This is a genomic window from Pseudalkalibacillus sp. A8, from assembly GCF_045920555.1.
Lineage (GTDB): Bacteria > Bacillota > Bacilli > Bacillales > Fictibacillaceae > Pseudalkalibacillus.
The window spans coordinates 624,683-650,487 of the sequence record NZ_CP174509.1; the positions used below are offsets into that span (position 1 = coordinate 624,683).

The 25,805-nt window shown below is 41.9% G+C and carries 27 protein-coding genes and 1 pseudogene; 19 read left to right on the forward strand and 9 right to left on the reverse strand.

Annotated features, from left to right (window positions below; genetic code table 11):
• From thiD to ACJROX_RS03295, 4 genes and pseudogenes are all read left to right on the forward strand, one after another.
• Nucleotides 1-810 carry a bifunctional hydroxymethylpyrimidine kinase/phosphomethylpyrimidine kinase gene (gene thiD / locus ACJROX_RS03280; RefSeq protein ID WP_408009354.1) on the forward strand — a complete coding sequence of 270 codons (810 nt, stop codon included), beginning with the start codon at nucleotides 1-3 and terminating at the stop codon, nucleotides 808-810.
• Nucleotides 807-1,445, forward strand: coding sequence for a thiamine phosphate synthase (gene thiE, locus ACJROX_RS03285; RefSeq protein ID WP_408009355.1), 639 nt, complete (start codon nucleotides 807-809; stop codon nucleotides 1,443-1,445). Before thiD ends, thiE begins: the two co-directional genes overlap by 4 nt.
• Nucleotides 1,446-1,885: 440 nt before the next feature.
• On the forward strand, nucleotides 1,886-2,542 hold the full coding sequence (locus ACJROX_RS03290; protein ID WP_408009356.1) for a hypothetical protein: 657 nt from the start codon (nucleotides 1,886-1,888) through the stop codon (nucleotides 2,540-2,542).
• A gap of 95 nt (nucleotides 2,543-2,637) precedes the next feature.
• Nucleotides 2,638-3,361: pseudogene (locus tag ACJROX_RS03295) on the forward strand (DUF421 domain-containing protein).
• 201 nt (nucleotides 3,362-3,562) lie between these two features.
• Here the strand turns inward: ACJROX_RS03295 and rarD are convergent.
• Entirely contained in the window at nucleotides 3,563-4,504 is a 942-nt protein-coding gene (gene rarD, locus ACJROX_RS03300; protein WP_408009357.1) for an EamA family transporter RarD, read from the reverse strand.
• A gap of 235 nt (nucleotides 4,505-4,739) precedes the next feature.
• Nucleotides 4,740-5,450: a TIGR02206 family membrane protein gene (locus tag ACJROX_RS03305; RefSeq protein ID WP_408009358.1), complete on the reverse strand. Its 711-nt coding sequence runs from the start codon at nucleotides 5,448-5,450 to the stop codon at nucleotides 4,740-4,742.
• Between the two features lie 194 nt (nucleotides 5,451-5,644).
• Between ACJROX_RS03305 and ACJROX_RS03310 the strand changes: the two genes are divergently transcribed.
• The 6 genes from ACJROX_RS03310 (at nucleotide 5,645) to ACJROX_RS03335 (ending at nucleotide 8,664) form a co-directional block, all read left to right on the forward strand.
• Complete coding sequence (locus ACJROX_RS03310; RefSeq protein WP_408009359.1) at nucleotides 5,645-5,806, forward strand: hypothetical protein; 162 nt, start codon at nucleotides 5,645-5,647, stop codon at nucleotides 5,804-5,806.
• A 134-nt stretch (nucleotides 5,807-5,940) separates the two neighbouring features.
• Entirely contained in the window at nucleotides 5,941-6,651 is a 711-nt protein-coding gene (locus ACJROX_RS03315; protein WP_408009360.1) for a 5-formyltetrahydrofolate cyclo-ligase, read from the forward strand.
• Nucleotides 6,652-6,705: 54 nt separating this feature from the next.
• Entirely contained in the window at nucleotides 6,706-7,221 is a 516-nt protein-coding gene (locus ACJROX_RS03320) for a hypothetical protein (RefSeq protein WP_408009361.1), read from the forward strand.
• A 130-nt stretch (nucleotides 7,222-7,351) separates the two neighbouring features.
• On the forward strand, nucleotides 7,352-7,774 hold the full coding sequence (locus ACJROX_RS03325) for a pyridoxamine 5'-phosphate oxidase family protein (RefSeq protein WP_408009362.1): 423 nt from the start codon (nucleotides 7,352-7,354) through the stop codon (nucleotides 7,772-7,774).
• 169 nt (nucleotides 7,775-7,943) lie between these two features.
• Nucleotides 7,944-8,315, forward strand: coding sequence for a DnaJ family domain-containing protein (locus tag ACJROX_RS03330; protein WP_408009363.1), 372 nt, complete (start codon nucleotides 7,944-7,946; stop codon nucleotides 8,313-8,315).
• A gap of 100 nt (nucleotides 8,316-8,415) precedes the next feature.
• Nucleotides 8,416-8,664 carry a hypothetical protein gene (locus ACJROX_RS03335; protein WP_408009364.1) on the forward strand — a complete coding sequence of 83 codons (249 nt, stop codon included), beginning with the start codon at nucleotides 8,416-8,418 and terminating at the stop codon, nucleotides 8,662-8,664.
• Between the two features lie 318 nt (nucleotides 8,665-8,982).
• On the opposite strand, the gene ACJROX_RS03340 is transcribed toward ACJROX_RS03335, so the two are convergent.
• Nucleotides 8,983-9,210 carry a hypothetical protein gene (locus tag ACJROX_RS03340; RefSeq protein ID WP_408009365.1) on the reverse strand — a complete coding sequence of 76 codons (228 nt, stop codon included), beginning with the start codon at nucleotides 9,208-9,210 and terminating at the stop codon, nucleotides 8,983-8,985.
• Between the two features lie 312 nt (nucleotides 9,211-9,522).
• On the opposite strand from ACJROX_RS03340, the gene ACJROX_RS03345 reads away from it, so the two are divergent.
• The 4 genes from ACJROX_RS03345 to ACJROX_RS03360 all read left to right on the forward strand — a co-directional run bounded on the left by ACJROX_RS03345 (nucleotide 9,523) and on the right by ACJROX_RS03360 (nucleotide 14,132).
• Nucleotides 9,523-10,299 (forward strand): alpha/beta fold hydrolase, encoded by a 777-nt coding sequence (locus tag ACJROX_RS03345; protein ID WP_408009366.1) that lies wholly within the window; start codon nucleotides 9,523-9,525, stop codon nucleotides 10,297-10,299.
• Nucleotides 10,292-11,881: a UDP-N-acetylmuramoyl-tripeptide--D-alanyl-D-alanine ligase gene (gene murF / locus ACJROX_RS03350; protein ID WP_408009367.1), complete on the forward strand. Its 1,590-nt coding sequence runs from the start codon at nucleotides 10,292-10,294 to the stop codon at nucleotides 11,879-11,881. Before ACJROX_RS03345 ends, murF begins: the two co-directional genes overlap by 8 nt.
• An 11-nt stretch (nucleotides 11,882-11,892) precedes the next feature.
• Nucleotides 11,893-13,107: a D-alanine--D-alanine ligase family protein gene (locus tag ACJROX_RS03355; protein WP_408009368.1), complete on the forward strand. Its 1,215-nt coding sequence runs from the start codon at nucleotides 11,893-11,895 to the stop codon at nucleotides 13,105-13,107.
• 299 nt (nucleotides 13,108-13,406) lie between these two features.
• Nucleotides 13,407-14,132: a M15 family metallopeptidase gene (locus ACJROX_RS03360; protein WP_408009369.1), complete on the forward strand. Its 726-nt coding sequence runs from the start codon at nucleotides 13,407-13,409 to the stop codon at nucleotides 14,130-14,132.
• A gap of 2 nt (nucleotides 14,133-14,134) precedes the next feature.
• Here ACJROX_RS03360 and ACJROX_RS03365 read toward each other — a convergent pair whose 3' ends face one another.
• A complete protein-coding gene (locus tag ACJROX_RS03365) occupies nucleotides 14,135-14,416 on the reverse strand; it encodes a hypothetical protein (protein ID WP_408009370.1) in 282 nt (93 codons plus the stop codon).
• Nucleotides 14,417-15,032: 616 nt separating this feature from the next.
• Between ACJROX_RS03365 and ACJROX_RS03370 the strand changes: the two genes are divergently transcribed.
• Nucleotides 15,033-17,111, forward strand: a complete 2,079-nt coding sequence (locus tag ACJROX_RS03370; protein ID WP_408009371.1) for a peptidoglycan D,D-transpeptidase FtsI family protein — start codon at nucleotides 15,033-15,035, stop codon at nucleotides 17,109-17,111.
• A gap of 263 nt (nucleotides 17,112-17,374) precedes the next feature.
• Nucleotides 17,375-18,667 carry a lysine N(6)-hydroxylase/L-ornithine N(5)-oxygenase family protein gene (locus tag ACJROX_RS03375; protein ID WP_408011565.1) on the forward strand — a complete coding sequence of 431 codons (1,293 nt, stop codon included), beginning with the start codon at nucleotides 17,375-17,377 and terminating at the stop codon, nucleotides 18,665-18,667.
• A 197-nt stretch (nucleotides 18,668-18,864) separates the two neighbouring features.
• On the opposite strand, the gene ACJROX_RS03380 is transcribed toward ACJROX_RS03375, so the two are convergent.
• Nucleotides 18,865-19,236: a cytochrome-c oxidase gene (locus ACJROX_RS03380; protein ID WP_408009372.1), complete on the reverse strand. Its 372-nt coding sequence runs from the start codon at nucleotides 19,234-19,236 to the stop codon at nucleotides 18,865-18,867.
• Between the two features lie 176 nt (nucleotides 19,237-19,412).
• On the opposite strand from ACJROX_RS03380, the gene ACJROX_RS03385 reads away from it, so the two are divergent.
• Both ACJROX_RS03385 and ACJROX_RS03390 read left to right on the forward strand, forming a co-directional pair.
• Nucleotides 19,413-19,883, forward strand: coding sequence for a redoxin domain-containing protein (locus tag ACJROX_RS03385; RefSeq protein WP_408009373.1), 471 nt, complete (start codon nucleotides 19,413-19,415; stop codon nucleotides 19,881-19,883).
• 37 nt (nucleotides 19,884-19,920) lie between these two features.
• On the forward strand, nucleotides 19,921-20,514 hold the full coding sequence (locus ACJROX_RS03390; RefSeq protein WP_408009374.1) for an HD domain-containing protein: 594 nt from the start codon (nucleotides 19,921-19,923) through the stop codon (nucleotides 20,512-20,514).
• Between the two features lie 38 nt (nucleotides 20,515-20,552).
• Here ACJROX_RS03390 and ACJROX_RS03395 read toward each other — a convergent pair whose 3' ends face one another.
• From ACJROX_RS03395 to ACJROX_RS03410, 4 genes are all read right to left on the reverse strand, one after another.
• A complete protein-coding gene (locus ACJROX_RS03395) occupies nucleotides 20,553-21,485 on the reverse strand; it encodes a metal ABC transporter substrate-binding protein (protein WP_408009375.1) in 933 nt (310 codons plus the stop codon).
• Between the two features lie 17 nt (nucleotides 21,486-21,502).
• On the reverse strand, nucleotides 21,503-22,360 hold the full coding sequence (locus ACJROX_RS03400) for an iron chelate uptake ABC transporter family permease subunit (protein ID WP_408009376.1): 858 nt from the start codon (nucleotides 22,358-22,360) through the stop codon (nucleotides 21,503-21,505).
• A complete protein-coding gene (locus tag ACJROX_RS03405) occupies nucleotides 22,357-23,106 on the reverse strand; it encodes a metal ABC transporter ATP-binding protein (RefSeq protein ID WP_408009377.1) in 750 nt (249 codons plus the stop codon). Before ACJROX_RS03405 ends, ACJROX_RS03400 begins: the two co-directional genes overlap by 4 nt.
• A 290-nt stretch (nucleotides 23,107-23,396) precedes the next feature.
• On the reverse strand, nucleotides 23,397-25,166 hold the full coding sequence (locus ACJROX_RS03410; protein ID WP_408009378.1) for a metallophosphoesterase family protein: 1,770 nt from the start codon (nucleotides 25,164-25,166) through the stop codon (nucleotides 23,397-23,399).
• Between the two features lie 97 nt (nucleotides 25,167-25,263).
• Between ACJROX_RS03410 and ACJROX_RS03415 the strand changes: the two genes are divergently transcribed.
• The gene (locus tag ACJROX_RS03415; protein ID WP_408009379.1) at nucleotides 25,264-25,803 is read left to right on the forward strand and encodes a hypothetical protein; all 540 of its coding nucleotides are present in this window, start codon (nucleotides 25,264-25,266) and stop codon (nucleotides 25,801-25,803) included.
• The last annotated feature ends 2 nt before the right edge of the window (nucleotides 25,804-25,805 follow it).

Here is a 25,805-nt window from a genome sequence, read left to right on the forward strand (position 1 = left end):
ATGACTCACAAGACATTGACGATTGCCGGCTCTGACAGCGGCGGAGGTGCAGGCATCCAGGCTGATCTCAAGACATTCCAGGAGCTGGGAGTCTATGGGATGTCGGTCATTACGGCTGTGACTGCGCAAAACACGTTAGGTGTCCAGGGCGTCTATCCGATGTCGGTTGAAGCTATTGAAGAACAAATCAACTCAATTGCGGAGGATCTAGCTCCGGATGCACTGAAAACCGGGATGCTTTTCAGTGCGGATATCATAAAAAAAGTAGGAGACCTTGTAGAGGCTAATTCGTGGAATAAGCTTGTCGTCGACCCGGTCATGATCGCCAAAGGTGGATCACGCCTTTTACAGGAAGAGGCCGTAGAAGCGATGAAGGAACATCTCCTTCCACATGCATATGTGATTACACCGAATATTCCCGAAGCGGAAGTTCTGACTGGCATGAAGATCAAAACAGAGGATGATCAAGAGGCTGCAGCTGAAGCCCTTTATCAGTCAGGAGCGCAGAATGTCGTCATCAAAGGCGGCCACATAGAAGATGAGAGCGATGCGGTCGACCTGTTATACGACGGGGAAGAGTTCCATGAATTCAAGAGTCCCCGTATCAAAACCGACCATACCCACGGGACCGGTTGTACCTTTGCTGCAGCGATCACAGCGGAACTCGCAAAAGGATACTCGGTAAAAGACGCAATTCATACCGCAAAAAAGTTCATTTCGGCAGCCATCTATAATGAGTTGAGGATCGGTTCTGGCAACGGGCCGACAAACCATTGGGCGTACAAGCGTATAGGAGTTGAAGGGAAATGAACTTGAAAAAGCTATTGAAGCTGTATTTTATCATGGGAAGCACGAATTGTGAGCGAGATCCGCGAGATGTTCTGCGAGAAGCGATTGACGGGGGCGTCACCTTTTTCCAATTCCGTGAAAAAGGTAAGGGATCACTGACAGGGGAAGCGAAAAGGGAATTCGCCCGCGAATTGCAAGAGATCTGTGGGGAAAACGATGTTCCCTTCATCGTCAATGATGATGTTGATTTGGCCTTACAACTTGATGCAGATGGGGTACATGTAGGACAAGATGATGAAGCGGTCGAACAGGTCCGTGAAAAAATCGGCTCGAAGATACTCGGTGTCTCCGCGCATAACGTGGAAGAAGCGGTGGAAGCCGTGAATAAAGGGGCTGACTATATCGGCGTAGGACCGATGTTCTCTACCGAAACGAAAGCGGACGCCCGGGAAGTACAAGGACCACGGATCATAGAAGAACTTCGGGAAGCTGGAATCCGTTTGCCGATTGTCGGCATCGGGGGCATCCAGGCTTCGAATGTAACACAAGTAATAAAGGCTGGAGCTGAAGGAGTGTCGGTCATTTCGGCGATCAGCTATGCGAGCGATCCTAAGCAATCCGCTCAAGAATTTATCGATAAAATGAAAGAAAGCTGATCTCTTTTTAAGTAGGATCAGCTTTTTCATATTCTGACACATTGTCTACTACCCCTAAAACTTCGCTTCGATAACTCTCTAACTGGTTGATTAACACTTCATGTCCCTTTTCCATTGCTCATCCCCCTTTTTATTTTTAAAGATTTGTCATCTTCATTGCTGATTTTTTGCGAATCCACTCCCTTTCCGCGGGCGATCCGCAAGCCTCCTCGCTCGTTCCGAACTGCGGGGTCTCGCCTGGCTCGCTTTTCCCGCAGGAGTGTCGTGAATTCGGATATAAAAATCAACAACAACATTCAACAGCGCCATACCTAAAAAGATATTCGAATAAGAGTTGATACTTCCTGCTAAAGAAATGAACTTCAAATATAAGTTCCATAAGAGGAAAAAAATGTTAGTATAATAGAGGGTTTAAATCTTTTACAGGGTGAGGGGTTTTCATGTGGGGATGGGGTAAGTTTATTATTTTTGCAGGGTGTCTATTTCTGTTGGCCGCTTGTTCGGCACAACAAGAAAAGGCTCCGACACTGAAACCAGCAGAGCTCAGTGACAGTGAACGACAACTGCTCCAAGCTGGAGGAGCTGATTATTCGGATGTATACGAGTTAGAAATGAATGATGGCACTGCTGAAATGTTAGAGATTACTGTGGAACACTATGAAAAAGGTGAAAAAGCCGAAGATATAACTAGCCTCAGATCTCATTTTCCTAAAGGGGAAGAGGTTGATTCCAAGTCTCACAGATTGGTGTTTGTTGCAGCTAATTTTGGAGAGTTGATACAGGGAGCATCAGGAGAGTGGGAACAGAAAGATATGTACCAACGGTTTGTGCTTACTCATTTAAATGGTGGCGGTTCCGCTTCAGTTAACTGGCTGATCCGTGACGATGATTCAACTGTCTCGGCTGGTGTGGGGAGTGGAGCCACAATGAATCTTGAAATGGATAAGCTTATTCGGTTAGCTGCCATCATTAAAAATACAGACTCTGAATTCTCAGTCCCGGCTGGCCTATTGGAGGGTGAGGAAGAAGCTTTCCTCCAAAAGATTGCCGACTTTGAACATGTGTATGTTTTTACCGTCAAGCTGTTCTCTCCATAAAAATATGGCTTGCTGCAACTATTTTCTAATAACAACATAAAAAATGGAGAAAACTAGACAAGTATTTTCTTGTACATGTAAAGGATGGGTTGGTCATGGAGTTCTTCACGTCTCAAGAATCACTTACGGCTGTCCAATGGATATACAGAGCCGTTGTTGGATTCGTCTTTTTTATTGTTTTAGCTAAAATTATGGGACAGCGCTCAATATCACAAGTTGGGCTTCTCGATTTTGTCATTGTTTTGGTGATTGGGAATATTATTGCCCATCCATTATCGGATGAGGGGTTAGGGTTAAAAGGATCGATGATTACCATGGGTGTCATAGTGATGCTATATGTGACTGGGATCTTATTAAGTTTACGTTCAGTCAAAATAAGAAGATTCTTCACACCGGATCCTTTACCTCTTATCGAAAACGGAAAAATCATTTATAAAAATTTGAATAGAGCCCGGATATCGATTGATGATCTTTTATCACAATTAAGAAAGGAAAAAACCGAAGATATAAAGAAAGTTGCACTTGCCTTATGGGGACCTGGTGGAGATGTTTCGATCTTTTTTAAAGACGGAAAATCAACCCATTACAACCTCTGCTTTTGGTACACCGATCAAGCCGTTTCAAATGCCTAAAACGATAATAAGAGAGAGGAAAATCGATTATAAAGAATTGGATCAACTGGGTAAAGATGAAAATTGGCTTTTAAAAAAACTCTCCAGTACATATAACACCATAAAACTGAATGATATCTTATTGGCAACAGTGGATGAGAATGAAAACGTGAATATCTTTCTATACCATGACAGCCAAACGATGTAGAGATCTACACTGAAAAGCCGGCTCCTATTAAGGAGACCGGCTTTTATCAGATAAGTGAGTATAAAATTTGTTACGGCGAAGTAATGTCTAGTTTCATCGCCCAACCACTTGGGTCACTTCAGACCTCTTGCGGCAGCGACTGCCTCCTGGTCGAGGCTTCTAATATCTTCGTGGTTAACCAGGGCGTTTACGTTTTCTTTATCATCCATTATACGATTTGGCTTTGGTCAGTCGTGGATCGAACCGCGCGAGCAGTCTTGTGTTCGAAAGGGTGAAAATGCTCAACGCAATCCAGATGAATACGAAAGCGGTAAGATGGACCTGAGAGAACACCTCATTGTACAGGAATACTCCTAAAATAAGCATGATTGTCGGCGCGATGTATTGCAGGAAACCGATCATCGATAATGAAATCCGGTTAGCTCCAGTGGCGAAGAGGAGCAACGGTACGGCTGTCGCAATTCCCGCCCCGACTAATAACAGAGTCGTTAATGGATCAGCTAGTTGGAACGAACTTGAACCATTGACCCCCAGCATACTTACATAAAGGAGAGCGACTGGAGTGATGAACAACGTTTCGATTGTCAGCCCTGTGAGGGCCCCAAGAGCGGTGAGCTTTTTCAACAACCCATACAATCCGAAGCTTAATGCTAGTGAAATCGCGACCCAGGGGACACTTCCATAATGAATGGTCAAAATAAGCACCCCAACCGCAGCCAGTATGAACGAGATGATTTGCCAGAAAGATAGGCGTTCTTTCAAGACAAGCACCCCTAAGAGCACACTTACGAGCGGATTGATATAATAACCGAGGCTTGCATCGACGACATGGTTGTTGTTCACAGCCCAAATATAGGTGTACCAGTTGAGCGTGATGAAGATGGCCGCAAAGACCAGGCCGATCAATTTTTTCCGATTCGCCAGTAATTCCCTCAATTCACGGGTAAACTTCTTCAACCTTCTTAAAACGGCTAAGACAATCAACATGAGCACGAATGACCAGACCATCCGATGCGCTAGAATTTCTTCGGAAGGAACATGGTTGATGAGCTTCCAGTATAGCGGCAAAAATCCCCATAGTATGTATGCTCCAGCACCAGCAGCGACCCCAGCAACTTGCTCTCTCGTTTGATTCTCGTTCATATAGCAGGACCTCGATTCAAGATGGTAATCACTTTTTGTAAGAACAGTTTAGTACCATTTCAGAAGAAAGACAATTGGTAAGTCTTGAGAAACGATTTTATGTACATTTGGTGGTTTTATTGAACAACTTTGCGATTATATATACATCTTTTGGATTTTATTGAACATTTTTTCGAATTATATGTGCAACTTTAAAAGTTTATCATCATCCGACAATTTTCGCTTACAGGTGCATTCATCGTTTTCTAGTCAATACAAATGGTAGATAAGTCATGGTGAAGGTGAGGACCATGACGATTTCCAGATTGAGAATATACCAGAATCCTTCTCCAAACCAGCTGAGTGGTGTATTCGTTCCAGGAGGACCTTCTAAAAACATGTAATTCGATCCGAGCTGTTTATTCAAATAAGAAATCGGAACCGCTAGTACATTGATGAAAAGCGCTGCTTTTAAGACCGAAAACCGGTCAGGACGATATTTCTCCACAATGAGGTAAAAGAAAACGGCAGCGACAAGCGTAATATGGTGGATAAAAAACTGAAAGAACCGGTAATGTGGGCTTCCGTACAACAAATCAGGCGTTAAGACTGCTAAAAAAGGCGGTATCAAGGCGAAAAAATAGACGATTTGGAAACGTGCTTCACTCGGCTTCAACAGTAAGAAGAGGATGGCGAATGAACTGATAGAACAAAGCTGGAGCGGAAGATGCCATCTCGGATCCCAGACGTCATTTGCAAGACTCCAGATTTGATAGCTTCCCTCTGAGAGAACCAATATGGTGAAAATTCCCCAGCGGACCACCTGTTTTGCGGTCTTATTCCCGCGAAGCTCTCTTCTGAACATATAAATGAGCAGAATCGTAAAAAACAGGATAGAGATAACGATAAGATGAGCTGTAGAAAAAGGCTCGAAGTCTTTCAATTGATCAGGAGCGAACATAGCCATCACCCTACTTCTTTTAACTAGTTTACTAGAAACCTATTTGCTATAATGTTTCCACATATTAGAAACGTTGTAAATAACAAAATAAGCGGTGATTATAATGTTTTCAATCAGACAATTGGTGACTTTACGGTTTGACGAAATCGCTGATTTGGTAGGAAGAGAGCAGGCAAGAAGGGTTTAACTTTCTCCCCAGATTGGTAAACGAGTACGAGAATGGGAAAAATACTTTTCATAAACCAGGGGAAGCTTTATTCGTTGTTTTTACCCCAGAAAATAAATTGATAGCAATCGGAGGATTGAACATCGATCCTTATGCAGATGATCCGAAGGTAGAACGATTACGACGGTTATGCTAGAGAATACTTTACGGAGCTTGTGCTACATACTGACACCAGTGAGGCGGATGCATTTTATAGAGCAACCGGCTTTGAAAAAATAAACAGATATCCAAATTCGACACATTTTATGAAGTTAGAGGGAGGCAGAGAAGATGAAAACCAAGGGTGAAATACGTGAACGTGTTTGGGAGAGGATGACAGAAGAAAAAGTAGGTCGATTTCCTTTTCCATTGAAGGGAAGGATCCCTAACTTCAAGGGTGCTGAGAAAGCCGCAGCTTACGTCACCAATATGGATGAATATAAAGAAGCCAAGGTGATCAAAGTGAATCCAGACTCCCCGCAGCTCCCGATTCGAAAACAGATCTTAATTGATGGAAAGACCTTGCTTGTTCCGACACCGCGGTTAAAGGACGGATTCATCATGGTCAAACCTGAATGGGTACCTGATGGGGAGGAGAAGAAGGCAGCGAGTTTGAGTCATATTCATTCATACGGAAAAGTCATCCCGCTAAAAGAAATGCCGACGATCGACTTGATCATCGTCGGTTCTGTTGCCATTCATCAAGACGGACGAAGACTTGGTAAAGGAGAAGGATATGCCGATCGGGAATATGCGATCATCCGAGAGCTGGGAAATCCGGCTGTTCCAGTAATTACGACAATTCACGAGACCCAGCTTGTCCAGGATGAATTGCCACGGAATGCCTATGATCTGACTGTCGATTATATTGCGACAGAAAAACAATTCATCAAGACTAAGAATGATTACGAAAAACCGACCGGAATCCTATGGGAACAAGTGGCCGATAAGGAAAAAGAAGAAATGCCCGTTTTAGAGGAAATCTATAAGTTGACACATTAATCATTTTGAAACCTTTTCCAGACTTTACCGTATGAGTTATCAGAGGTGATTTTGATGGAAACGAATGTCCTGTATTTCTCTGATAACTTCTTCTCAGCAGGGATGACGGAAATTTTCAATGAACAGAAAGAAGTAATCGGTAAGCTGGATTTGAAAAGTGCATTCTCTTCTAAACTAGATGTATTGAATGAGTCGGATGAGGTGATCGTCCGTGGAGCCTTTCGCTTTTTCTCGTCGAAATGGTCGATTACAGATAAAAATGATGAGGAAATCGGTCTTCTGAGGCAGAGGCTTTCTTTTTTTACGAAGCGATATGAATATAAGGCTTATGACCGAGGAGTCTATCAGATTGTCTCTGAAAGTCTTTCAAAAGAGTACAGTGTATTGGATGAAAATGATGCAGTCATTGCGCATTTTGAAAAGACAAGTGGCTTTTTCGAGTCTCCATCCTACAAGCTTAGGAATGATTCCAGCATCCTCTCCAATGAGGAATTGATCGCAGTTGTCATGGGCATCACGATGATCATGAAACAAAATAACTCTGCAGCAACAACCGGATCCACCACATGAACACTCAGCAGCTTTCTGTTGAGTTTTTTATTTATAAAATCATCTTCTCAGTTCCATCTAGCTGGGGTGTTTAATTTCAGGAATAAGATGGAATATTAGTAAAACACGCTGAAAAAAGGAGTGGGATGTTGTGGAACAGAAAGACCTGGAAGAGAAAGTATTGAATGTACTAGATGACAGCAAATTCGGTACCCTCGCAACAGTTAAAAATAACAAGCCGCACTCACGTTATATAACCTTTCATCATGAAGGGCTGACCATGTTTACGCCGACTCATAAGGACACTCATAAAGCTGAAGAAATTGAGGAGAATCCAAATGTTCATATTCTTCTCGGATATAATGGAGAGGGGCTTGCAGACGCATATTTGGAAGTCGAAGGTAAGGCAGCCCTCAAAAATGATGATGGATTGAAGGAAAAACTTTGGACGAATCATATGGATCGGTATTTTGAAGGGCCGGATGATCCGAATTTTATAGTCCTTGAAATCCAACCGACTCTGTTCCGTTTGATGAATACAGAGGCAAAATCCCCACAAGTACTTGAAGTATAGATTATCAGATAGATGCTGGAATATTCATTTTCATTAACCCATGATAAGCGGCGGATTTCATTGTCAGTTTTGTTCTTCCGGTAAAACTAAACTCTGTTTCCTCGGGACGTAACTTCCTCGAACTCCGTCCATCTCATGAATAATGTTATAATTAGAGTGAGGTGATGATATGGATTTTTCAGCGGGCATTGCAGAAGAAAAGATCAAGGCGGCTTTGCAAAAGGGAGAATTTGATAACTTGCCTGGAAAAGGGAAGCCTCTTCCGAAGGATGATCTGACAGGTGTACCGGATGAACTTCGTATCAGTTATAAAATTTTGAAAAACGGTGGGTTCGTTCCGCCTGAAGTCCAGTTGAAAAAGGAAATGGTAACACTGGAAGAATTGATTGCCGTAAGCCGAGACAACAAAGAAAGAGCTGAGCTCAACAAACGTCTTAATGAAAAGATCATCCGTTTCAATAATCTGATGGAAAAGCGGAAGATCAGCCAATCATCAGCCTTCCACTCCCATCAAAATAAAATCTATCGTAAATTGTACTAGAAAAAAGAACTTCCTCATTTTTATTAAAAAATAAAGGATTTTCGACAAGAAAAGGGAATACTACCATTAGTTTGTAAATCCATTGTTAGGTGGTGACGAGATGAGGCTTGTCAAGCACTTAAATGATTTCCAGCACATCAAGCGACAAGGCACGGGTTATTTTATTGTTTTGGACACGAAATCAACAAAAGTGCACTCAGTCCAATGCAACTGGATAAAAGAAGAGAGCTTTGTACAGAAGGTCATCACGAACAACGGATCAAATGGCAGCTATTACTGGGTCCAATACTGGAATTCTCAAGAACCAGCATTCAAAGAGACCCCATGTCGAAAATGTATGATAGAATGATCAGTCCTCCGAACAGAGGGCTTTTTGTTTGTATTCTTCGAAAATATGTGAAAAACGGAAAACAAGGTGCTCGCAAAAGTTTATTGACACCCTGAAAATGAGAAAAACGGAAAACGAAGCATCAAAGAAGGTTTTTGACATCCCGAAACATACTTTACATCTGTACCATATTCTGTAATAATATCGGAAAATATACTGTTACCGGTTTTGATGAGGGAAGTAGGTTCGTGCGTTTTCCCATGGAGAGCTTCGGTATGCTGAAAAGAAGCGTTAAACAGCGGATTGGGAAAAATTCATTGTGTTGAGATGATGCTCGTTTCAGGGTTGAATCAGGATAAAGCTTAAATACAAAAGGCCGTTATCATGATCGTAGTTCCGGTCAGATAATCGGCCTTTATGTTTCTGCTGATTCAGTTTTTCTTTCTTCGTTTTGGTCTTGCGGGTCCTTAAATCCATCAATGCAAAATCGCTGCGGTTCCATGCTGGATTCCGTCTACCTTCACGCTCCAACTTCATTCGCTTTTTCCAAGCGTTGCTTTTACTCATTAATTCCACTCCTTCATTTAGATTCTTCTATTATACCAAACACTTAAAAAATATTTCCATTACCTTTCACTTAAATAGGACACATACCTAAATAACACACTCGAAACGAACAGTATAGAATGAAATGAGATGTAAAAAAGATTTACAGAAATTTGGTTTTAATTCTCCCCTTTCAGGATATTGAAATATATTGTGTTTAGGCGAAAAATCACCAATAGGAATGTCATCGAAAGCTTAAGGTATGATAATATAAATAAGATGACGTAAATAAAATTAATTAATATAAATTCGTTGTAAGGAGCGTTTTCATCAATGAAAATAGATATTGGAGGCGTAAGCGTCAACTACCGAGTGTCAGGGGAAGGGCGGAGCATCCTTTTACTGCATGGCTGGGGAACGAGCTTGCAGAGTTTTGAACCCGTCCATAACTTTTTAGAAAAGTATTTTAAAGTATACTCCATTGATTTTCCCGGCTTTGGGGAGAGCCAAGAGCCCCCGGAAGCTTGGGATGTAGAAGCATACACGAACATGCTTTCTCAATTCATCAAGGATTTGAACATAGAAGATCCGATTTTAGTAGGACATTCTTTTGGCGGAAGAGTGTCCATTCGTTATGCCGCACACAATAAAGTCCATAAAATCATTTTAGTAGATAGTGCGGGTGTAAAACCGAAGCGTAAATTCAGCTATTATTACAAAGTCTATACGTATAAATTCTTTAAAAATCTTCTGAACCTGCCCGGCCTGCGCAACTATAAAGAAGAAATCTTGACGAAGGTGAAAGGGAAGCTTGGGTCTGCAGATTATAAAAACGCTTCTGGTATCATGCAGCAGACCATGGTAAAAGTCGTCAATGAAGATTTGCAGCGTTTCATGCCGGACATCAAGGCACCGACACTCTTGATCTGGGGAGAAAATGATACGGCGACTCCTGTTGAAGATGCAAAGATCATGGAGAAGGCGATTCCGGATGCCGGGCTTGTTGTCCTTAAAGGTGTAGGACATTATTCATACTTGGAAAAACTCAACGAATTTCTCGTAATTATCGATAACTACCTTGAAAAGGATAAGGAGTGGAAAGATGCTTAGTTTCTTGTTTGTGATCGGGATTGTTTTCTGGGGCCTCTATACATGGTCCAGAATCCGCAAAGCAATCCATATGCTGCAACAAAATGGATATCGCAATGAGCGGTTCCAGAAATGGATAAAAGAAAATCGAAAGAAAGTCTTCCGAAAGCGGGACTTCATTCCGTTAATAACTGTATTGCTCGCTTTTGTTGATTTCTTAGACAATGTTGCCATTCTCTTATTTATCGGACTTTATGTGATTTTATACCTATTGAGAGAAACTGAAAAAGAGAAGAAAAAGCTTGTGGTTACAGCCCGTGTAAAACGCTTGATGACAACTGTTAGCCTTTTGGTTGCAATCGTTGCTGGACTCAGCTTCTATTTCGAATTGCTCAATCAAGTAGCGTTGGTACCACTATTGGTTACGTATGTCGCCTTGAATATTGTCAGCTTCTATGTTGTCATGGCTGGTAACGCTATCAACTTACCGATTGAAAAAAGAATTGCACAAGGATACGCCAACGATGCAAAGCGTATCATCAGGCAATCACCGGATCTTGAAGTGATCGGTATCACTGGAAGCTACGGAAAAACAAGTGTAAAACATATATTGAATACGATCCTTTCCTCCCATTCAAATGTGTTGATGACACCTGAAAGCTATAATACGCCAATGGGTGTTACGATTACGATACGTAATATGTTGAGGCCTTTCCATAAATACTTCATTGCGGAAATGGGAGCGAAGCAAGAATATGATATCCAAGAGGTTTGTGACATTGCCCAACAAAAATACGGAATCATAACTTCCATTGGGGAGCAGCACTTGGAAACGTTCGGGTCGCTCGATACGATCAAAAAGACGAAATTCGAGTTAGTCGACAGCCTTCCTGATGATGGCATCGCATTTTTGAATAAAGATGACGAGAATACTATGTGGAGGGCACCGAAAAGCAAAGCCCGTGTCGTCTATTATGGCATCCATGCAGATGATTTGGATTACAGAGCAGAAAATATCAGTTTTTCTTCAAAAGGGACTTCATTCACTGTAGTGAAAAAAGACGGAATGACGATTGCCATCCAAACAAAGCTGCTTGGTCAACATAACGTCTATAATATCCTTGCTGCGGTCGCGGCAGCATCAGAGCTCGGCGTACCTTCTAAAAAGATTGAAGTAGCATCGAAAAAGATTGCACCCGTACCGCATCGTATGGAAATTAAAAAGCACTCATCCAATATTACAATCATTGATGATGCCTTCAACTCAAACCCGGTCGGCTCTAAAATGGCACTTGATGTGCTTGGGCAGATGGAAGGGTATAAAGTGTTGATCACTCCAGGGATGATCGAACTGGGGTCTGAAGAGTACAACTTGAACAAAAAACTTGGCCAACATGCGGCAGGTGTGTGTGACTATATTATTCTGGTCGGTAAAAAACAAACGGTTCCGTTACAGGACGGCTTGAAAGAGGAACAATATCCAGAAGATCAATATTATATTGCACGCAATCTGGATGAAGCGATCATGAAAATGAACGAAATCACAAAAGAGAAAACGGTTGTTCTGATCGAAAACGACCTTCCAGATACATTTAATGAATAGGGGTTGGAATAATGAAAATTAAAGTAGGCGTCTTTTTTGGCGGCGTTTCAGTAGAGCACGAGGTATCCGTAATCTCGGCGCTGCAAGCGATCAATGCGATGGACCGTGATCGTTATGAGCCGATTCCGATTTATATCAGTAAAAATAAAAATTGGTATACAGGCGAAGCACTTTTTGACATTGAAAACTATAGAAACATGAATGATCTATTGAAACAATGTGAAAGGATCACCATAACCACTGATGATCAGGGGCGTCCTGTCATCAACCGTCACACGACAGGTATGTTCGGTAAAAAGCTCATCTCAGGAATAGATGTCGCTTTTCCGGTGATCCACGGAACGTTTGGTGAAGATGGGATTTTACAAGGCTTTTTCGAGCTTCACGGCATTCCTTATGTTGGCTGTGATGTTTTCTCCTCAGCAGTCGGTATGGATAAAGTGATGATGAAGCAGATTTTACGTGATTCAGGCATTCCGATTTTAGACTACGTATGGTTCTATTCATCCAAATGGCTGAACGAACAGGAGGTCCTTGTCGATAAAATTGAAACTGAGCTTGACTATCCAGTTATCGTCAAGCCTGCAAACCTTGGATCAAGCGTCGGGATCAGTAAAGCGATGAACCGAGAAGAGCTTGAAGAAGCTGTTGAACTGGCGATGGAATTTGCGAATAAGATTGTTGTAGAAAAAATGGTTACGAGTTTACAAGAGGTCAACTGTTCTGTACTAGGTGATTATGAAGAAGCAGAAAGTTCGATTTGTGAAGAAGTTTTGAGCAGCAAGGATATCCTGACATACCAAGACAAGTACCAAAGCGGAGGATCCTCAAAAGGCGGCGGTTCTTCGAAAGGGATGGAAAGCACAAACCGGAAAATTCCTGCAGCTCTCTCTGACGAAAAGACTGCCCAGGTGCAGGCCCTCGCCAAAGAGACATTCCAAACGCTCGGCTGCTCCGGTGTTTCCCGTATCGACTTTTTGATCGATAAAACGACTGATCGTGTGTATGTCAATGAAATCAATACAATTCCAGGATCACTTTCATTCTATCTTTGGGAGCCGACAGGCAAGTCGTTCAAAGAATTGACGAGCGATTTGATCGAGCTTGCCCTTAAGAGAGAGCGTGAGCGTGAATCACTGACATTCTCTGTAGAATCGAACCTGTTTGCACTACATAGTGGTGGCGCAAAAGGTGGTTCAAAAAGTAAATTAGGATCCAATCAATAAGAATTCTTATTGGGTGGTTAAGGGGCTGACACTTTTTAGGGTCAGTCCTTTTTAAGTTTTTAGTATGATAGGGTGTTTTAAAGCGGAAAAGCAGGAAGTCTCGACTCTTAAGCCGAAAGTAGATATATGCTTTTTATCGTGAAAAGTTGGTATTCCCAAGTTTTAATTCCTTATGACAAGGGCAAAAGAAATATAGACCAACAAAAACTTACATCGGAAACGAATACTTTACTAAATTTTAAAATATTTACAACCTGGTTTACGTAAGCAAGTAGTCTTTAGGAATGGAGGCTTTCTGAATGAATCGAAACGACTATCCCGTACCACATGTTCAGCCGCTTGAAGATTGGAAGAAGGTGCCGATCAGAGAGAATAAGGAAGAGCTCGTCTCGGTAAGGAATGTAGATACTGAGTTGCTGGTTGTCGTACCTAAATATCATGAGATGAGGCTTACAGGTGCATTGAATGACTGTTATGTCCGGCGTGAGGTTGTCATCAAACTCGTGGATGCAGCTAGAAACTTACCGAATGGACATAAACTGTTGATCTGGGATGGATGGAGACCGACTTCCGTTCAAGAGCAACTCTATGAAACTTATCTGATGAAGCTTTCGCAGGAATTCCCAGAGTGGTCCGAAGAGAGGCTTCGCGAAGGAACACGCCAATTTGTCTCATATCCTTCAGAAAATGAAGATGCACCAGCTCCGCACATCACCGGTGGAGCAGTGGATGTGACGATCGTAGATCAAAATGATGTTCCACTTCCTATGGGTACGGAGTTCGATGATTTCACTGAACAAGCCTGGACGAATTATTACGAAGAAAAGAAGAACAACGGCGGGAAACTGAGTGATGAAGAAGAAGTGTTTCTTAAAAATCGTCGGCTGCTGCACCATGTGATGACCTCTTCAGGATTTACAAACTATCCTGCAGAATGGTGGCATTTTGATTACGGAAATCAATGGTGGGCAAGACAAAGCAACGAATCAGCTGCCAAATACGGGCTCGTGCATTTGGAGGTTTAGGATTATTCTGGTGTTGGGAGGATGTAGGTACGGTTATGGAACATTCCTGTTGAGATTAATGCTAGATCTTTAACTAAATGATAGACTACTTGTACTGAAGAAACATTTAAATATTCTTTTAATTCTCTGTTTGAAATTTTATCACCTATTAAGAGGTGAATAATCTTCAAGTGCATAAGTATGTGCGTCTCGATAATAATCATTGCAATCATTGCAGTACCATTTTCCCCAATCTCTATGAAGGGGTAATGAAAACATTTTGGACAATGGACACCTTTGATCACATCGTTTTTCTAACTCTATATTTTGTCAATAAGCCGGATTATGAGGTATGTGAGAGTTAAGCAATGCCAAGCTTAGCTTCCTTACCTCTTTTTTGTATATTTATCTTCGCTTATCAATTAGTGCTTTGCTTGGATGATTAAATGGCAACCTACGTGATAAAGCCTTTAATTTCTTTAGTTTCAAAGGTACTGTTCTCTTTTTAATAATCAAATAACCATTCCCTTCATAATTAATGTGAATAATTTCGCCTAAAATTGACCGATTCCTTCTTAAAATAAAACAAAATAGTTTGAAGAAAATTTACCAACAATTTTGGATGGTTTACCAACATTTTTGAGTGTTTTACCAATATTTTCACTTACTTTACCAATAAATAGTGTAAGTTTACACTTTTTGGTATTTAAAGTGTCAAACCACAGGTGGAAAGGACCACGAAATACTTGAATAATGAAGCGTTCAACTGCCTTTTTACCAGGCAGTTTTTTGTCTAGGACTAAAGGTTCAATCTTTCATGGCCTGCTATTAAAATGTAAAAAATGATGAAAAATTGCAACATTTACCATGGAAAAGCGTCTATAATAGAACTAGGACATTGTGTTAAAAGGGGAGTAAAGGTTGGATAACATCGAGAACAAAAAGAAAAAAAAGAAATTCCTCCCGGCAAGGCTTAACCTGCTTTTCATGGTCGTATTTGTTTTATTCACAATTTTGATCATCAGGTTAGGGTTCGTGCAAATCGTGAACGGGGAATATTTCAGGACGCAATCGGAAATGACCACGAATATAGAAGCATCCGTCCAGACTGAACGTGGAAAAATGTTTGACCGGAACGGAGAAGTCGTTGTTACGAACATCCCATCATTCGCATTGACATATATACGTATTCAAGGAACCACAGCTGAAGAACATCTCCAATATGCTGAAAAAATCGCATCGTTGATCGAGATGCCGACAAATAAAATAACGGAACGGGACTGGCAGGACTATTGGATCCTGAAACAAGGGATGACATCAGCTGGAGGATTTCAAGCCTATGAAATGAAACTGACAGAAGAAGAACTGAATTCCAAGGAATTAGAAGACGATAAAAAATACAAAAGAGTACGGGATCGAATCACCGAAGAGGATCTTAAACCTTTAAAAGAAGATAAAAGAGAAGCAGAAATCCTGGCTGTCAAACGTGAGCTTGATAGTGCAACCAACTTGGATGTCACTTTTGTGAAAAAAGACCTTACAGAGAAAGAAATGGCTGTCATCGGGGAACATTTAGGTGAACTGGATGGACGTTTCAGTATAGCTTCAACAGCAACACGTGCATATCCAAAAGGGGATGAGTTTTTCTTTGGAAGTATAAAATCCATTCCAGCTGATCAACTTGACCATTATCTATTAAAAGGATATGCAAGGAACAATTTAGTCGGGACCAGTTATCTGGAAAGCCAATATGAAGGTATTTTAAGCGGTCAAGACAAAACATACATTTTCACAACCACGAAGGATGGCAAGCCGATCGGGGCACCTGAAATCTCAATGGGAAGCCGTGGTCATGACCTTGTCCTTTCAATCGATATGAATTTACAAAACAAGATTGGTAAAATTCTCGAGGAAAAAATCTCATTAGCACGTGGGCGAGGAGATGGCCCAGTCAACAGTGCATATGTAGTCATGATGGACCCTAATACAGGTGAAGTTCTCGCCATGGTTGGAAGAGAATATGAGAACGGCACGTTTACTGATGATTCTTATGCGACATTACAAAAGGCATTTGAAATGGGATCAACTGTCAAGGGAGCGACAGTACTTGCCATGTACCAAATGGGTGGGGCCCCAGTCATTAATGACAAACCTGTCAGTATGAAGGGTCGACCGGATTTTAGTTCATATGGTGGAAACAATATTGGTGTTGTCAACGATCTACATGCTTTAGAGCAGTCATCCAATGTCTATATGGGTGTCGGCATTGCGCGTTATGCAAAATTTGGAATTTCGGATAATGGTGTGAGTTATTCGGCAAGTGTACACAAAGGACCGCAGTTCTATCAAACCATGCAAAAATTACGGGATGTTTATAGTTCAGTTGGTATGGGTGTGAAAACGGGGATCGATCTTCCTGAAGAGGCACTTGGTTACGAAGGGAATTTCCAGACTACTGAAGCAGGTAAATTGTTTGACTATACGATCGGTCAATTTGATACGTATACACCAATCCAGATGGCCCAATATGCCTCTACCATTGCAAATGGCGGGTACCGGGTCCAACCGCATCTATTGAAAGAGGTACGCTATGCTACCGGTATGGATGAACTGGGACCGCTTGTCTCTCAATATGATACAAAAGTGATCAATCGTATTGACAATACCGAAGAAGAAATCAACCGTATAAAAGAAGGGTTCTATATGGTAACCCATGGCTCGAGAGGAACTGCCCGCGAGCTGAATGATACAAAAATCGCCGGTAAGACAGGGACTGCCCAAAGACAGGGCGGACCAGGAGCGTACAACCTGACTTTCATTGGGTATGCACCATATGATAATCCTGAAATCGCGTTTTCAGTAGTTGTTCCTAACCTAAATAGTGGCCATATTAACGTTGAGATTGCGGGTGAAATTGTAAAAGCCTACAATGAAGGCTACACTCCTGAAGATACTGAAAAAGAAAATCCAGAAGAAGACGAGGAACAAGCTGAAGAATAAACAATTTGGTGATCGGCACCCAGATGGGTGTCGATCATTTTTGGTTTACGCTCAATTAAATAAGTGAAAATATAGAATGTGCTCGTTTTGAGACACTAATACTAACATCGACACTATTCGCAAAACCCCAATCAAATGTTTGTTTAAGCAAAGGAAAGAGCTCAACAGCAAAGGTTACACACTCCAATCAAATGTTTGAACAATATACCTGATGATACAGCACTAGTTAAAGTAAAGGACGTGGGAAGATGAGTGATAAAAAAATCTATGATCTGATTGGAATTGGAATTGGACCGTTCAATTTGAGTTTAGCCGCTTTAATCGATCCCTTCGATGAGATTGACACTTTGTTTTTTGATCAAACCTCAAAGTTCGAATGGCATCCGGGTATGCTGCTTGAGGGTTCTGAGCTTCAGGTTCCTTTCCTTGCCGATCTCGTAACTTTGGCCGATCCGAAGAGCCCCTATACGTTTTTGAATTACCTTCATGAAAAGAACCGACTTTTTAAATTCTACTTCTTCAATCGGTTTGATATCCCTAGACGGGAATATAGTGATTATGGAGCTTGGGTTGCATCGAACCTGGAGAGCTGTGTCTTTGAAAAAAGAGTGGTAAATGTGAAGTACATAAAGGATGAGGAAGTATATGAAGTCCATGTGAACGATACCGAAACGCAAGCGCTCGAGAAATTCCATGCACGACATATCGTCATGGGGACAGGCAGTGTGCCGATGATCCCCATGGAGACCGATGGATGTTCTTCTGAAGATGTTTTCCATTCAAGCCAGTACCGTTTTTACGAAGATGAGGCGAAAGAATCCGAATCAATCACGGTGGTCGGTTCTGGTCAAAGTGCTGCGGAAGTGTTTTACGAACTGTTACTTGACCAAAATAAAAAGGGTTATGAACTGACGTGGTATACGAGATCGGCAGGATTCATGCAGCTGGAATCTGCAAAGCTTGGACAAGAGGTTTTTTCTCCCGATTATATCACCTACTTCCATCAATTGTCCTTTGAAGACCGAAAGGATGCCCTGGCTACCCTCGACCAGCTCCGCAAAGGGATCGATCCGGAAACATTGAAGCAAATTTATGATCTTCTGTATCACCGATCCGTTGATCAAAATGCGAGGAGGGTTACGATCCAACCGCTAACTGAAATGAAAAAAATCGAACCTGAAAGCGAAGGGACGGGCTATAAATTATCCTGTCATCAATGGCAAAAGGACGAATCGTTCGCCCATCTATCGGAGAAAGTCGTATTAGCAACTGGCTACAAGCCACATTTGCCTGAATGGTTTGAACAATTCAGGGATGAAATAGAGTGGGAAGATGAAAAACGATATAAGGTCTTATACGATTATCGACTGAAGTTCAAGGATGATCGCCCGAATCATGTTTTTACATTGACAAATCTCGAACATTCCCATGGAGCAGGAGCGACTAACCTCGGTTTATCTGTGGTCCGTAACCAAAAGATCATCAATAAGATTGCAGGTAAAGAGCTCTATAAGATTTCTGAAGACACTGTATTCCAACAGTTTGAATCGAAATAAAAAGAGGTGCTAGTCGGGGCACCTCTTTCATCGGATATAATTTGGTTTGGTACGGCCAAAATGAGGCTTAGTACCTCCGAAATGCAGCTTACTACAGCCCAAAAGTGGCATCTATCGGCCAGATGATACATTCGACAATTATACGACAAAAAAACACAATAGGCCGTGATTCTAAAGGGAGCCCAGAGAGGATTTCCTCAACCTTCTGCTTTTACATTTTTCAGGACGTTGATGACGAAAAGAAGGATGCTGATGACGGTGATGGTTGCCCCGACAGCGATCACCGGCTCGAATTGGGTATGCCCATAAACGAACAGGGCAAGACCGGCCATCATGATTGGAAGTCCTATATTGTGGCCCCAGAAATGGATTGTTGCCAAACGGGTTTCAGAGGCTTTAGGAAAAAGATGATAGATGATACCAGCAAGAGTAAGTGCAGTCCATCCTAGTAAATTGATGTGCACATGGACTGGTGTCAAGTTGAATACATGTTCCATTGACATGTACATGCCGATCAGGACACCAATCGCGAAATAGACTGCAGAAATCTTGATCAGTTTGATGCTCATTCGAATCCACCTTTCCTTAACAAAATTTCGTTATAATAATGTATACGAGTTGCTTCTGATTTTTAGCACTTTGGAAGAGGGTCGAATGTCCCGCGCTGACAAAAAATCAAATGTTTAGAGCTGTCGATTAAAGGGATACTTTAAAGGTAACGTTGTTTGTAAAGGAGGTTCATCGAATGGGCACACCATTAGAAGTTGGACAAGCTGCACCGGATTTCAATCTGTCTTCAACGACCGGTGAGAAGATCAGCTTATCCCAATTCAAAGGGAAGAAGCATGTCTTAGTCGCGTTTTACCCGTTGGATTTCACCCCTGGATGAATTAAGGAAATTACCTCTTGGAAAGAGGATTTCAAAGAATTTCAGAATTCTGACACAGAGCTTCTTGCGATCAGTGTAGATCACATCTATGCTCACAATGTCTTTGCTGCAAGCCTTGGAACGTTGCCTTATCCACTTTTGTCGGATTGGTTCAAAAATACAGCAAAGGATTATGGAGTATTGAACGAGGAAAACCAGACAGCAAAACGATCTGTATTCCTTGTGGACAAAGAAGGGATTCTCCGTTATAAAAACACGAGATTCGATGCAAATGATCGTGAGCAGTACCTCGATGTTTTTTCTCATTGCAAGCATCTTTGTGTATAATTTAAATGTGTAAATGAGAGACAGAGGGGGAAACATTTTGGATATCAAACGTTTGCAGCAACAGATGGGATTCATCATTGAAATCGATAAGTTGAAAAATGTTTTGAGGCAGACTCATATCACGGGTGAGGACCGGCAAGAGAATGATGCTGAACATTCGTGGCATTTAGCGGTGATGGCGCTACTATTAGATGAGTATGCGAACGAGAAGGGAATTGACACCTTGCATGTCATCAAGATGCTGCTCATTCATGACTTAGTCGAAATCGATGCAGGGGATACCTTCGCCTATGATGAAAAGGGATATGAAGATAAGGAAGAAAGAGAAGAGCAGGCGGCAGAGCGCATCTTCTCGATATTACCGGACGATCAAGCGGACATGATCTATGCGCTTTGGAGAGAATTCGAGGAGAGGGAGACTCCTGAGGCAAGGTTTGCAGCTGCTTTGGACCGTCTGCACCCAATGCTTCTCAACTTCGCGACTGAAGGTGTTGCTTGGAAAAAGCACAATATCATAAAAGAGCAAGTCATGATGCGTAATGAAACGATCGCAGAAGGCTCAGAGACACTTTGGGAATATGCACAAGCTGTCATTGAAGACGCAGTTGAAAGCGGATATTTGAAGGAATAAAAAAGGATGGCTCCTATTTTGAGCCATCCTTTCAACTATTAATGTTTGTTCAGTTGTTCTCTTATCGTGTCGATGTTCCATTTCATCATTTCGATGTAGGTGTCCCCATCTTCACCAGGTTTTCCTAGGGAGTCTGTGAAGACTTTGCCTCCGATCGGTACCCCTGTTTCACGCGAAACGGCTTCCATACTTCGAGCGTCAATACTTGTTTCAAGGAAAAGAACTTTGATATCTTTTTCTTTGATTAAATCGACTACTGCACGGATCTGGTCAGGCGATCCCTGGTTCTCTGCGTTTATTTCCCAGATATACCCTGCTTCAATATCATAAGCATCACTGAAATATTTGAAGGCTCCTTCACTCGTAACCAGGTAGCGCTTTTCTTTTGGAATTTCATCAAAACTGTTTTTTGCATCTTCATGAAGATCTTCCAATTTGCTGATATATTCTTCTGCATTTTTTTCATAGGTTTCTTTATTTTCCGGATCAACCTTGATAAGTCCATCCCTTACATTTTTAACATATTTGATTCCGTTTGAGACATCGAGCCAAGCATGAGGATCCTCTTCACCCTCATTTCCCTTTGTCGTTAAGTATTTCGGTTCCACACCTTCACTAAGTCGGAATACGGGTGCATCTTCACCGTCTTTACCCGTTGTACCGAGCAATTCTTCAAACCATGAATTTCCTGCTTCAAGATTTAAACCATTGTAAAAGACAGCATCCGCATCAGCGGTTTTCTTGAGATCTTCAGGAAGGGGGTCGTATTCATGCGGGTTTGCCCCGATTTTAACCATACTATGGACTTCAACCTTATCCCCGCCGACATTTTTAACCATATCCTGCAGAATCGAGTATGTCGTCACGACTTGAAGCTTACCTCCATCTTTAGTGTTTTCCCCATTGCTACAGGCAGCAAGCAGTAATGCAGTCAACACCCCTAAAAACAAAAGATACGTTTTTTTAAGCATTTTTCCTGTTCTCCTCTCTAATTTGCTAATGAAGCTCTTTTTCTAGATTTGATGACTTTTTGAATGTAGCCGTGTCTTGGCGAGAACAAGAACACTGCAATGAACAATATTGTTGATACAAGTACGATTGTTGCTCCGGATGAAAGGTTATGCATAAAACTGAAATACAATCCGACAACTGACGCGACGACCCCGAATCCTGCAGCTAGATAAATCATCACCCATAATCGGTCGGTCAATAGGTACGCAGTTGCTGCAGGTGTGATGAGCATTGCAACGACGAGCACGATCCCTACCGTTTGCAAGGAAGCAACTGTTACCATCGTGAGCATTGTCATCAATAGATAATGAACCAATTTCGTCGATAGTCCGTATGCAGAAGCCATAGTGGGATCAAAGGAAGTGACGAGCAGTTCCTTGTAAAAGAAATAAACTCCTGCGATGACAAGTATGCCGATGATCAACGTGACCCACATGTCTGATGGCCTTACTGCGAGCACGTTACCGAATAGAATATGGTACAAGTCTGTACTGCTCTTCATAAAGGTTATCAGGATAATTCCAGCAGCAAATGCGAACGTAAACAAGATCCCGATAGCTGTATCATTTTTCAGACGGCTGTTTTGGCTCACAAAACCGATTCCGATTGCAGTAAGAACCCCGGTAATGACCGCTCCGAAAAAGAAGTTGATACCAAGCATATAGGATAGGGCAACTCCTGGGAGTACCGCATGAGAAATTGCATCTCCCATCAAAGCCATGCCTCTCAGGATGATGAAGCAACCGATGACGCCGCAGATGATCCCGACCATGACGGAAGTGATCAACGCCTTTTGTAAAAATTCATAGTGGATGATGGCTTCTATGAAGTTCATGCTTGCTTCACTCCTATTTCGTTATTCATGAATGCGAGAGGGTTCCCGTACGCCTTCTGGATTGTATTGACCTCCAATACATCAGTTACTTCACCTTTTGCAATCAACTCTTTATTCAATAAGATCAATTCATCAAAATATACATTGGCTTTACTGAGATCGTGATGGACGACAAGCGTCGTTTTTCCTTCTCTTTGAAGTTCCTTTAAAATTTCCATAATCGTGTTTTCACTGGAAACATCGACACCGACAAACGGTTCATCCAAAAAGAAGATATCTGCCTTTTGAGCCAGTGCCCTAGCCAAGAAAACACGCTGCTGCTGCCCTCCTGAAAGCTCGCCGATCTGGCGTTTGCCATAGTCTTGCATGCCAACACGCTCTAAGCATTGATAAGCCCAGTCGTGTTCTTTCTTTTTCGGGCGCTTGAATAAGCCGAGGTGCGGATAAGTCCCGATCATCACAGCATCGATGACCTGGATTGGAAAGTCCCAATCGATATCATTTCGTTGCGGGACGTATGCGATTTTCTTCCGGATTTTTCTAATCGGTTTCCCAAGGATTTCGATTTTACCTGTTTCTGAAGGGATCAGCCCCATCATTGCTTTGATCAACGTCGATTTTCCAGCTCCATTTGGGCCGATGATTCCGACAAGAGCTCCTTCATCTAGTTGGAACGATACGTTAGTCAAAGCGACGTTACCGAGATAGGATACGTTCAAGTTTTTAACTGATAAGGCATTTGACATTCTACACACTCCTTCCATTTATCAGTCTTTCGTTCTTTTATTTTTTATATATGCTCTGTTGCTTGTGTACGTAACTAACAACGTTCACCATATAAATAAAAGTTGTACGTGTGCAACTTTTTCGTAAAAAATAAAAATGACTTTTAGTGATAGTCATAATATATGCCTGATTATAAAAATGTTTCCTATACACAAAACTTAAATCATTCTTATTAAATTGTCAACAGAAAACTATAAATGAATTTTCGACATAAAGAAGCTCCCGGGTGGATACCCGGGAGCAGTGTAGTTTAATTGGCTGTAATCGTCTTTGTAATGTTCGCTGGGATGGTCAGTTCAACTTCCAGGTATTGCTTATTGCCGGAAGTCACATCCTGTTTCACTTCTCCCGTTGAGACATCATAATCACCCTTAACTAGGTAGATAGGAATGGTGACCGTCATGTCTTTTTTCAATCGGTTCGTGATGCTGACCTGTTGTTCTGAGGTAGTACCGTCATTCGGATCCGAATACTTCGACTCCAGGGACATGATGCCGCTTTCGGTATCCCCGTTTTGATATACTGGGACTGAGTGACCTGCCTCTTCATAATTATAATCTGTAATTTTCCCATCCTTCACTTGGAACGGACGGAAACCTACCCATGGCCTTCCAGAAAGCTCAATAGCAGTTGTCGTGGTATAAAGGATCCCATCCTGTTGAGTTACATCATCGATATGTGTATGCCCGTGCAAGCTGAGATCCATATTGTATTGTTTCATGATATCGATCAATTCATGCGCATTTTCACCATGCCATTGCTGATCATATTTGATACCGAGCTTTTCTCCAAGGATCAAGGTTTGTAGATTTTGCGGATTATGCTGCGCATCGTATTGCTTCCAGTATTCTTTAACTTCAGGATCAGCCTTCGGCCAGATGTCACGGTCACGCCATAGTGGATTGTGGTGGGAGAACAATCCTTTGATTTGACCAGCTTGTGCTGTTGCTGCGTTCTTTTCCAAATCTTCTTTTACCCATTCGAGTTGCTTTTCCCGGATCTGTCCGCCCCAAGTGGGAACGGAGACTGTTCCATGGCCGCTTCGGTCAAATTTATGCCAGTCGAAGGAGTTATAGCCGATGAAATGGGCATAAGGGCCATAATCAAAAGAAAAGTACTGCGGACCGAAGTATTGCTCCCAGTATTTTGCCCCATCAGCGAGTGTGGCGTCCTGCGCGTAATAGTCGTGATTTCCTGGTACGAGATATACAGGTACATCCAGTTTTTGAAGCATTTTATACGTTTCTTCATATTCATAGATGTATTCTTGCGGATTCATTTGTCCATACATAAGATCACCTGTGACAACGACGAAATCGGGATTCTTCATATTGACCTCTTTGATTGCTTTTTGAAGATAGAGCCAGCGTTTTTCAGGATCAGGGTCCCACATGCCTGCCTCTTTCAATCGACCAGGATCTACAGATGATGGATCGTCATGGTCACCTAGGTTACGAGGTGAGCCGATGTGGGTATCCGTGAGATGCAGGAAAGTGAAATCCTTTTTGAATTCTTCAACTACCTTTACTGAATGGGGCTGCTCATCCGTTATTCGTTGTCCATTGGCAGTATATGCGACTTCCAGATCGTAAAGTTCTTCAGGTGTATTTTCAGGTATTTTCACGGTCACATCATGGATGGTCGCACTATCTTTCCAATGGGAATCACCAGTTGAAACCTTCTCGATAGGTAATTCGTAGGTTTCAAAAAAAGCAGAATGGTTCGTCGGTTTAAGCTTTACACTCCAATTGCCTGCCTCTTTCCCTTGGCTATCCATTTTTATGGTCAGGGTTTGTCCTTTCTTTTTGATGGATGGTGTTGCAAAAAGAGGATAGATGATGTCATTCACCTTCGGATCGATGGCAATGTTCGGCACCTCATCAAGATAATTTGTCGTATCACCGATTCCGCCATCCTGTTTGCCAGTCGTATTTAAAGGACCTTCTACAGCATTTGCTGTCACCGGTATTATTATGGAAATAGCTAACATGAAAAAGAAAAGCCTTTTGGACCAGTGCATATTTCAGTTACCTCCTGTGATGTATTCGAGGTCAGTTTAGCAGTATATTGTAAAAGCGGTATAAACGATTCGTTACAAATTGGTAAGGGGTGAGTAAATGCAAAAGTTTGTCTTAGAGAGAGTTGCGAATGCATTGAATAAAGAAGGCATTTTCTGGGGGATCGGCGGCTCACATGTTCTTTATAAAAATGGGCTGGATATCCATCCGAATGATATCGATTTGATGATTCGAATGGAGGATGGCAAAAAAGCGATGAATGTAATGGATCGTATGGCAGAGGAGGTCCCAGCTGAGAGAAAAGCCCCTTTTAAAACGAAATCCTTCAAAACCTATCAAATGGGCAGTACGTCAGTCGACTTCATGGCAGGATTTGCGTTGGAAAATGATTCAGGCATTTATGAGTTGATTCTGGATCTAAAAGGAATCACCTATGACCACCGCCATATTCCTTACACTTCCTTGGAGGATTGGTTTATCCTCTATCAATTGATTCCAAAAAAAGGGGAAAAAGCCGACCTCATCGAATCTTATTGGAAAGAGAATGGTGTTGAATATCCACTATTATTGGAAAGAGGCTTAAACCAACCTTTACCTGGCACGGTGAAACAACGTATACGAAAATGCTTGCGGTTATGAGG

Excerpts from the sequence above, each read along its gene's own strand:
- thiD (WP_408009354.1), top strand. The coding sequence starts at position 1 with ATGACTCACAAGACATTGACGATTGCCGGCTCTGACAGCGGCGGAGGT.
- thiE (WP_408009355.1), top strand. The coding sequence starts at position 807 with ATGAACTTGAAAAAGCTATTGAAGCTGTATTTTATCATGGGAAGCACG.
- ACJROX_RS03290 (WP_408009356.1), top strand. The coding sequence starts at position 1,886 with ATGTGGGGATGGGGTAAGTTTATTATTTTTGCAGGGTGTCTATTTCTG.
- rarD (WP_408009357.1), bottom strand. The coding sequence starts at position 4,504 with ATGAACGAGAATCAAACGAGAGAGCAAGTTGCTGGGGTCGCTGCTGGT.
- ACJROX_RS03305 (WP_408009358.1), bottom strand. The coding sequence starts at position 5,450 with ATGGCTATGTTCGCTCCTGATCAATTGAAAGACTTCGAGCCTTTTTCT.
- ACJROX_RS03315 (WP_408009360.1), top strand. The coding sequence starts at position 5,941 with ATGAAAACCAAGGGTGAAATACGTGAACGTGTTTGGGAGAGGATGACA.
- ACJROX_RS03320 (WP_408009361.1), top strand. The coding sequence starts at position 6,706 with ATGGAAACGAATGTCCTGTATTTCTCTGATAACTTCTTCTCAGCAGGG.
- ACJROX_RS03330 (WP_408009363.1), top strand. The coding sequence starts at position 7,944 with ATGGATTTTTCAGCGGGCATTGCAGAAGAAAAGATCAAGGCGGCTTTG.
- ACJROX_RS03335 (WP_408009364.1), top strand. The coding sequence starts at position 8,416 with ATGAGGCTTGTCAAGCACTTAAATGATTTCCAGCACATCAAGCGACAA.
- ACJROX_RS03340 (WP_408009365.1), bottom strand. The coding sequence starts at position 9,210 with ATGAGTAAAAGCAACGCTTGGAAAAAGCGAATGAAGTTGGAGCGTGAA.
- ACJROX_RS03345 (WP_408009366.1), top strand. The coding sequence starts at position 9,523 with ATGAAAATAGATATTGGAGGCGTAAGCGTCAACTACCGAGTGTCAGGG.
- murF (WP_408009367.1), top strand. The coding sequence starts at position 10,292 with ATGCTTAGTTTCTTGTTTGTGATCGGGATTGTTTTCTGGGGCCTCTAT.
- ACJROX_RS03355 (WP_408009368.1), top strand. The coding sequence starts at position 11,893 with ATGAAAATTAAAGTAGGCGTCTTTTTTGGCGGCGTTTCAGTAGAGCAC.
- ACJROX_RS03360 (WP_408009369.1), top strand. The coding sequence starts at position 13,407 with ATGAATCGAAACGACTATCCCGTACCACATGTTCAGCCGCTTGAAGAT.
- ACJROX_RS03380 (WP_408009372.1), bottom strand. The coding sequence starts at position 19,236 with ATGAGCATCAAACTGATCAAGATTTCTGCAGTCTATTTCGCGATTGGT.
- ACJROX_RS03395 (WP_408009375.1), bottom strand. The coding sequence starts at position 21,485 with ATGCTTAAAAAAACGTATCTTTTGTTTTTAGGGGTGTTGACTGCATTA.
- ACJROX_RS03400 (WP_408009376.1), bottom strand. The coding sequence starts at position 22,360 with ATGAACTTCATAGAAGCCATCATCCACTATGAATTTTTACAAAAGGCG.
- ACJROX_RS03405 (WP_408009377.1), bottom strand. The coding sequence starts at position 23,106 with ATGTCAAATGCCTTATCAGTTAAAAACTTGAACGTATCCTATCTCGGT.
- ACJROX_RS03410 (WP_408009378.1), bottom strand. The coding sequence starts at position 25,166 with ATGCACTGGTCCAAAAGGCTTTTCTTTTTCATGTTAGCTATTTCCATA.
- ACJROX_RS03415 (WP_408009379.1), top strand. The coding sequence starts at position 25,264 with ATGCAAAAGTTTGTCTTAGAGAGAGTTGCGAATGCATTGAATAAAGAA.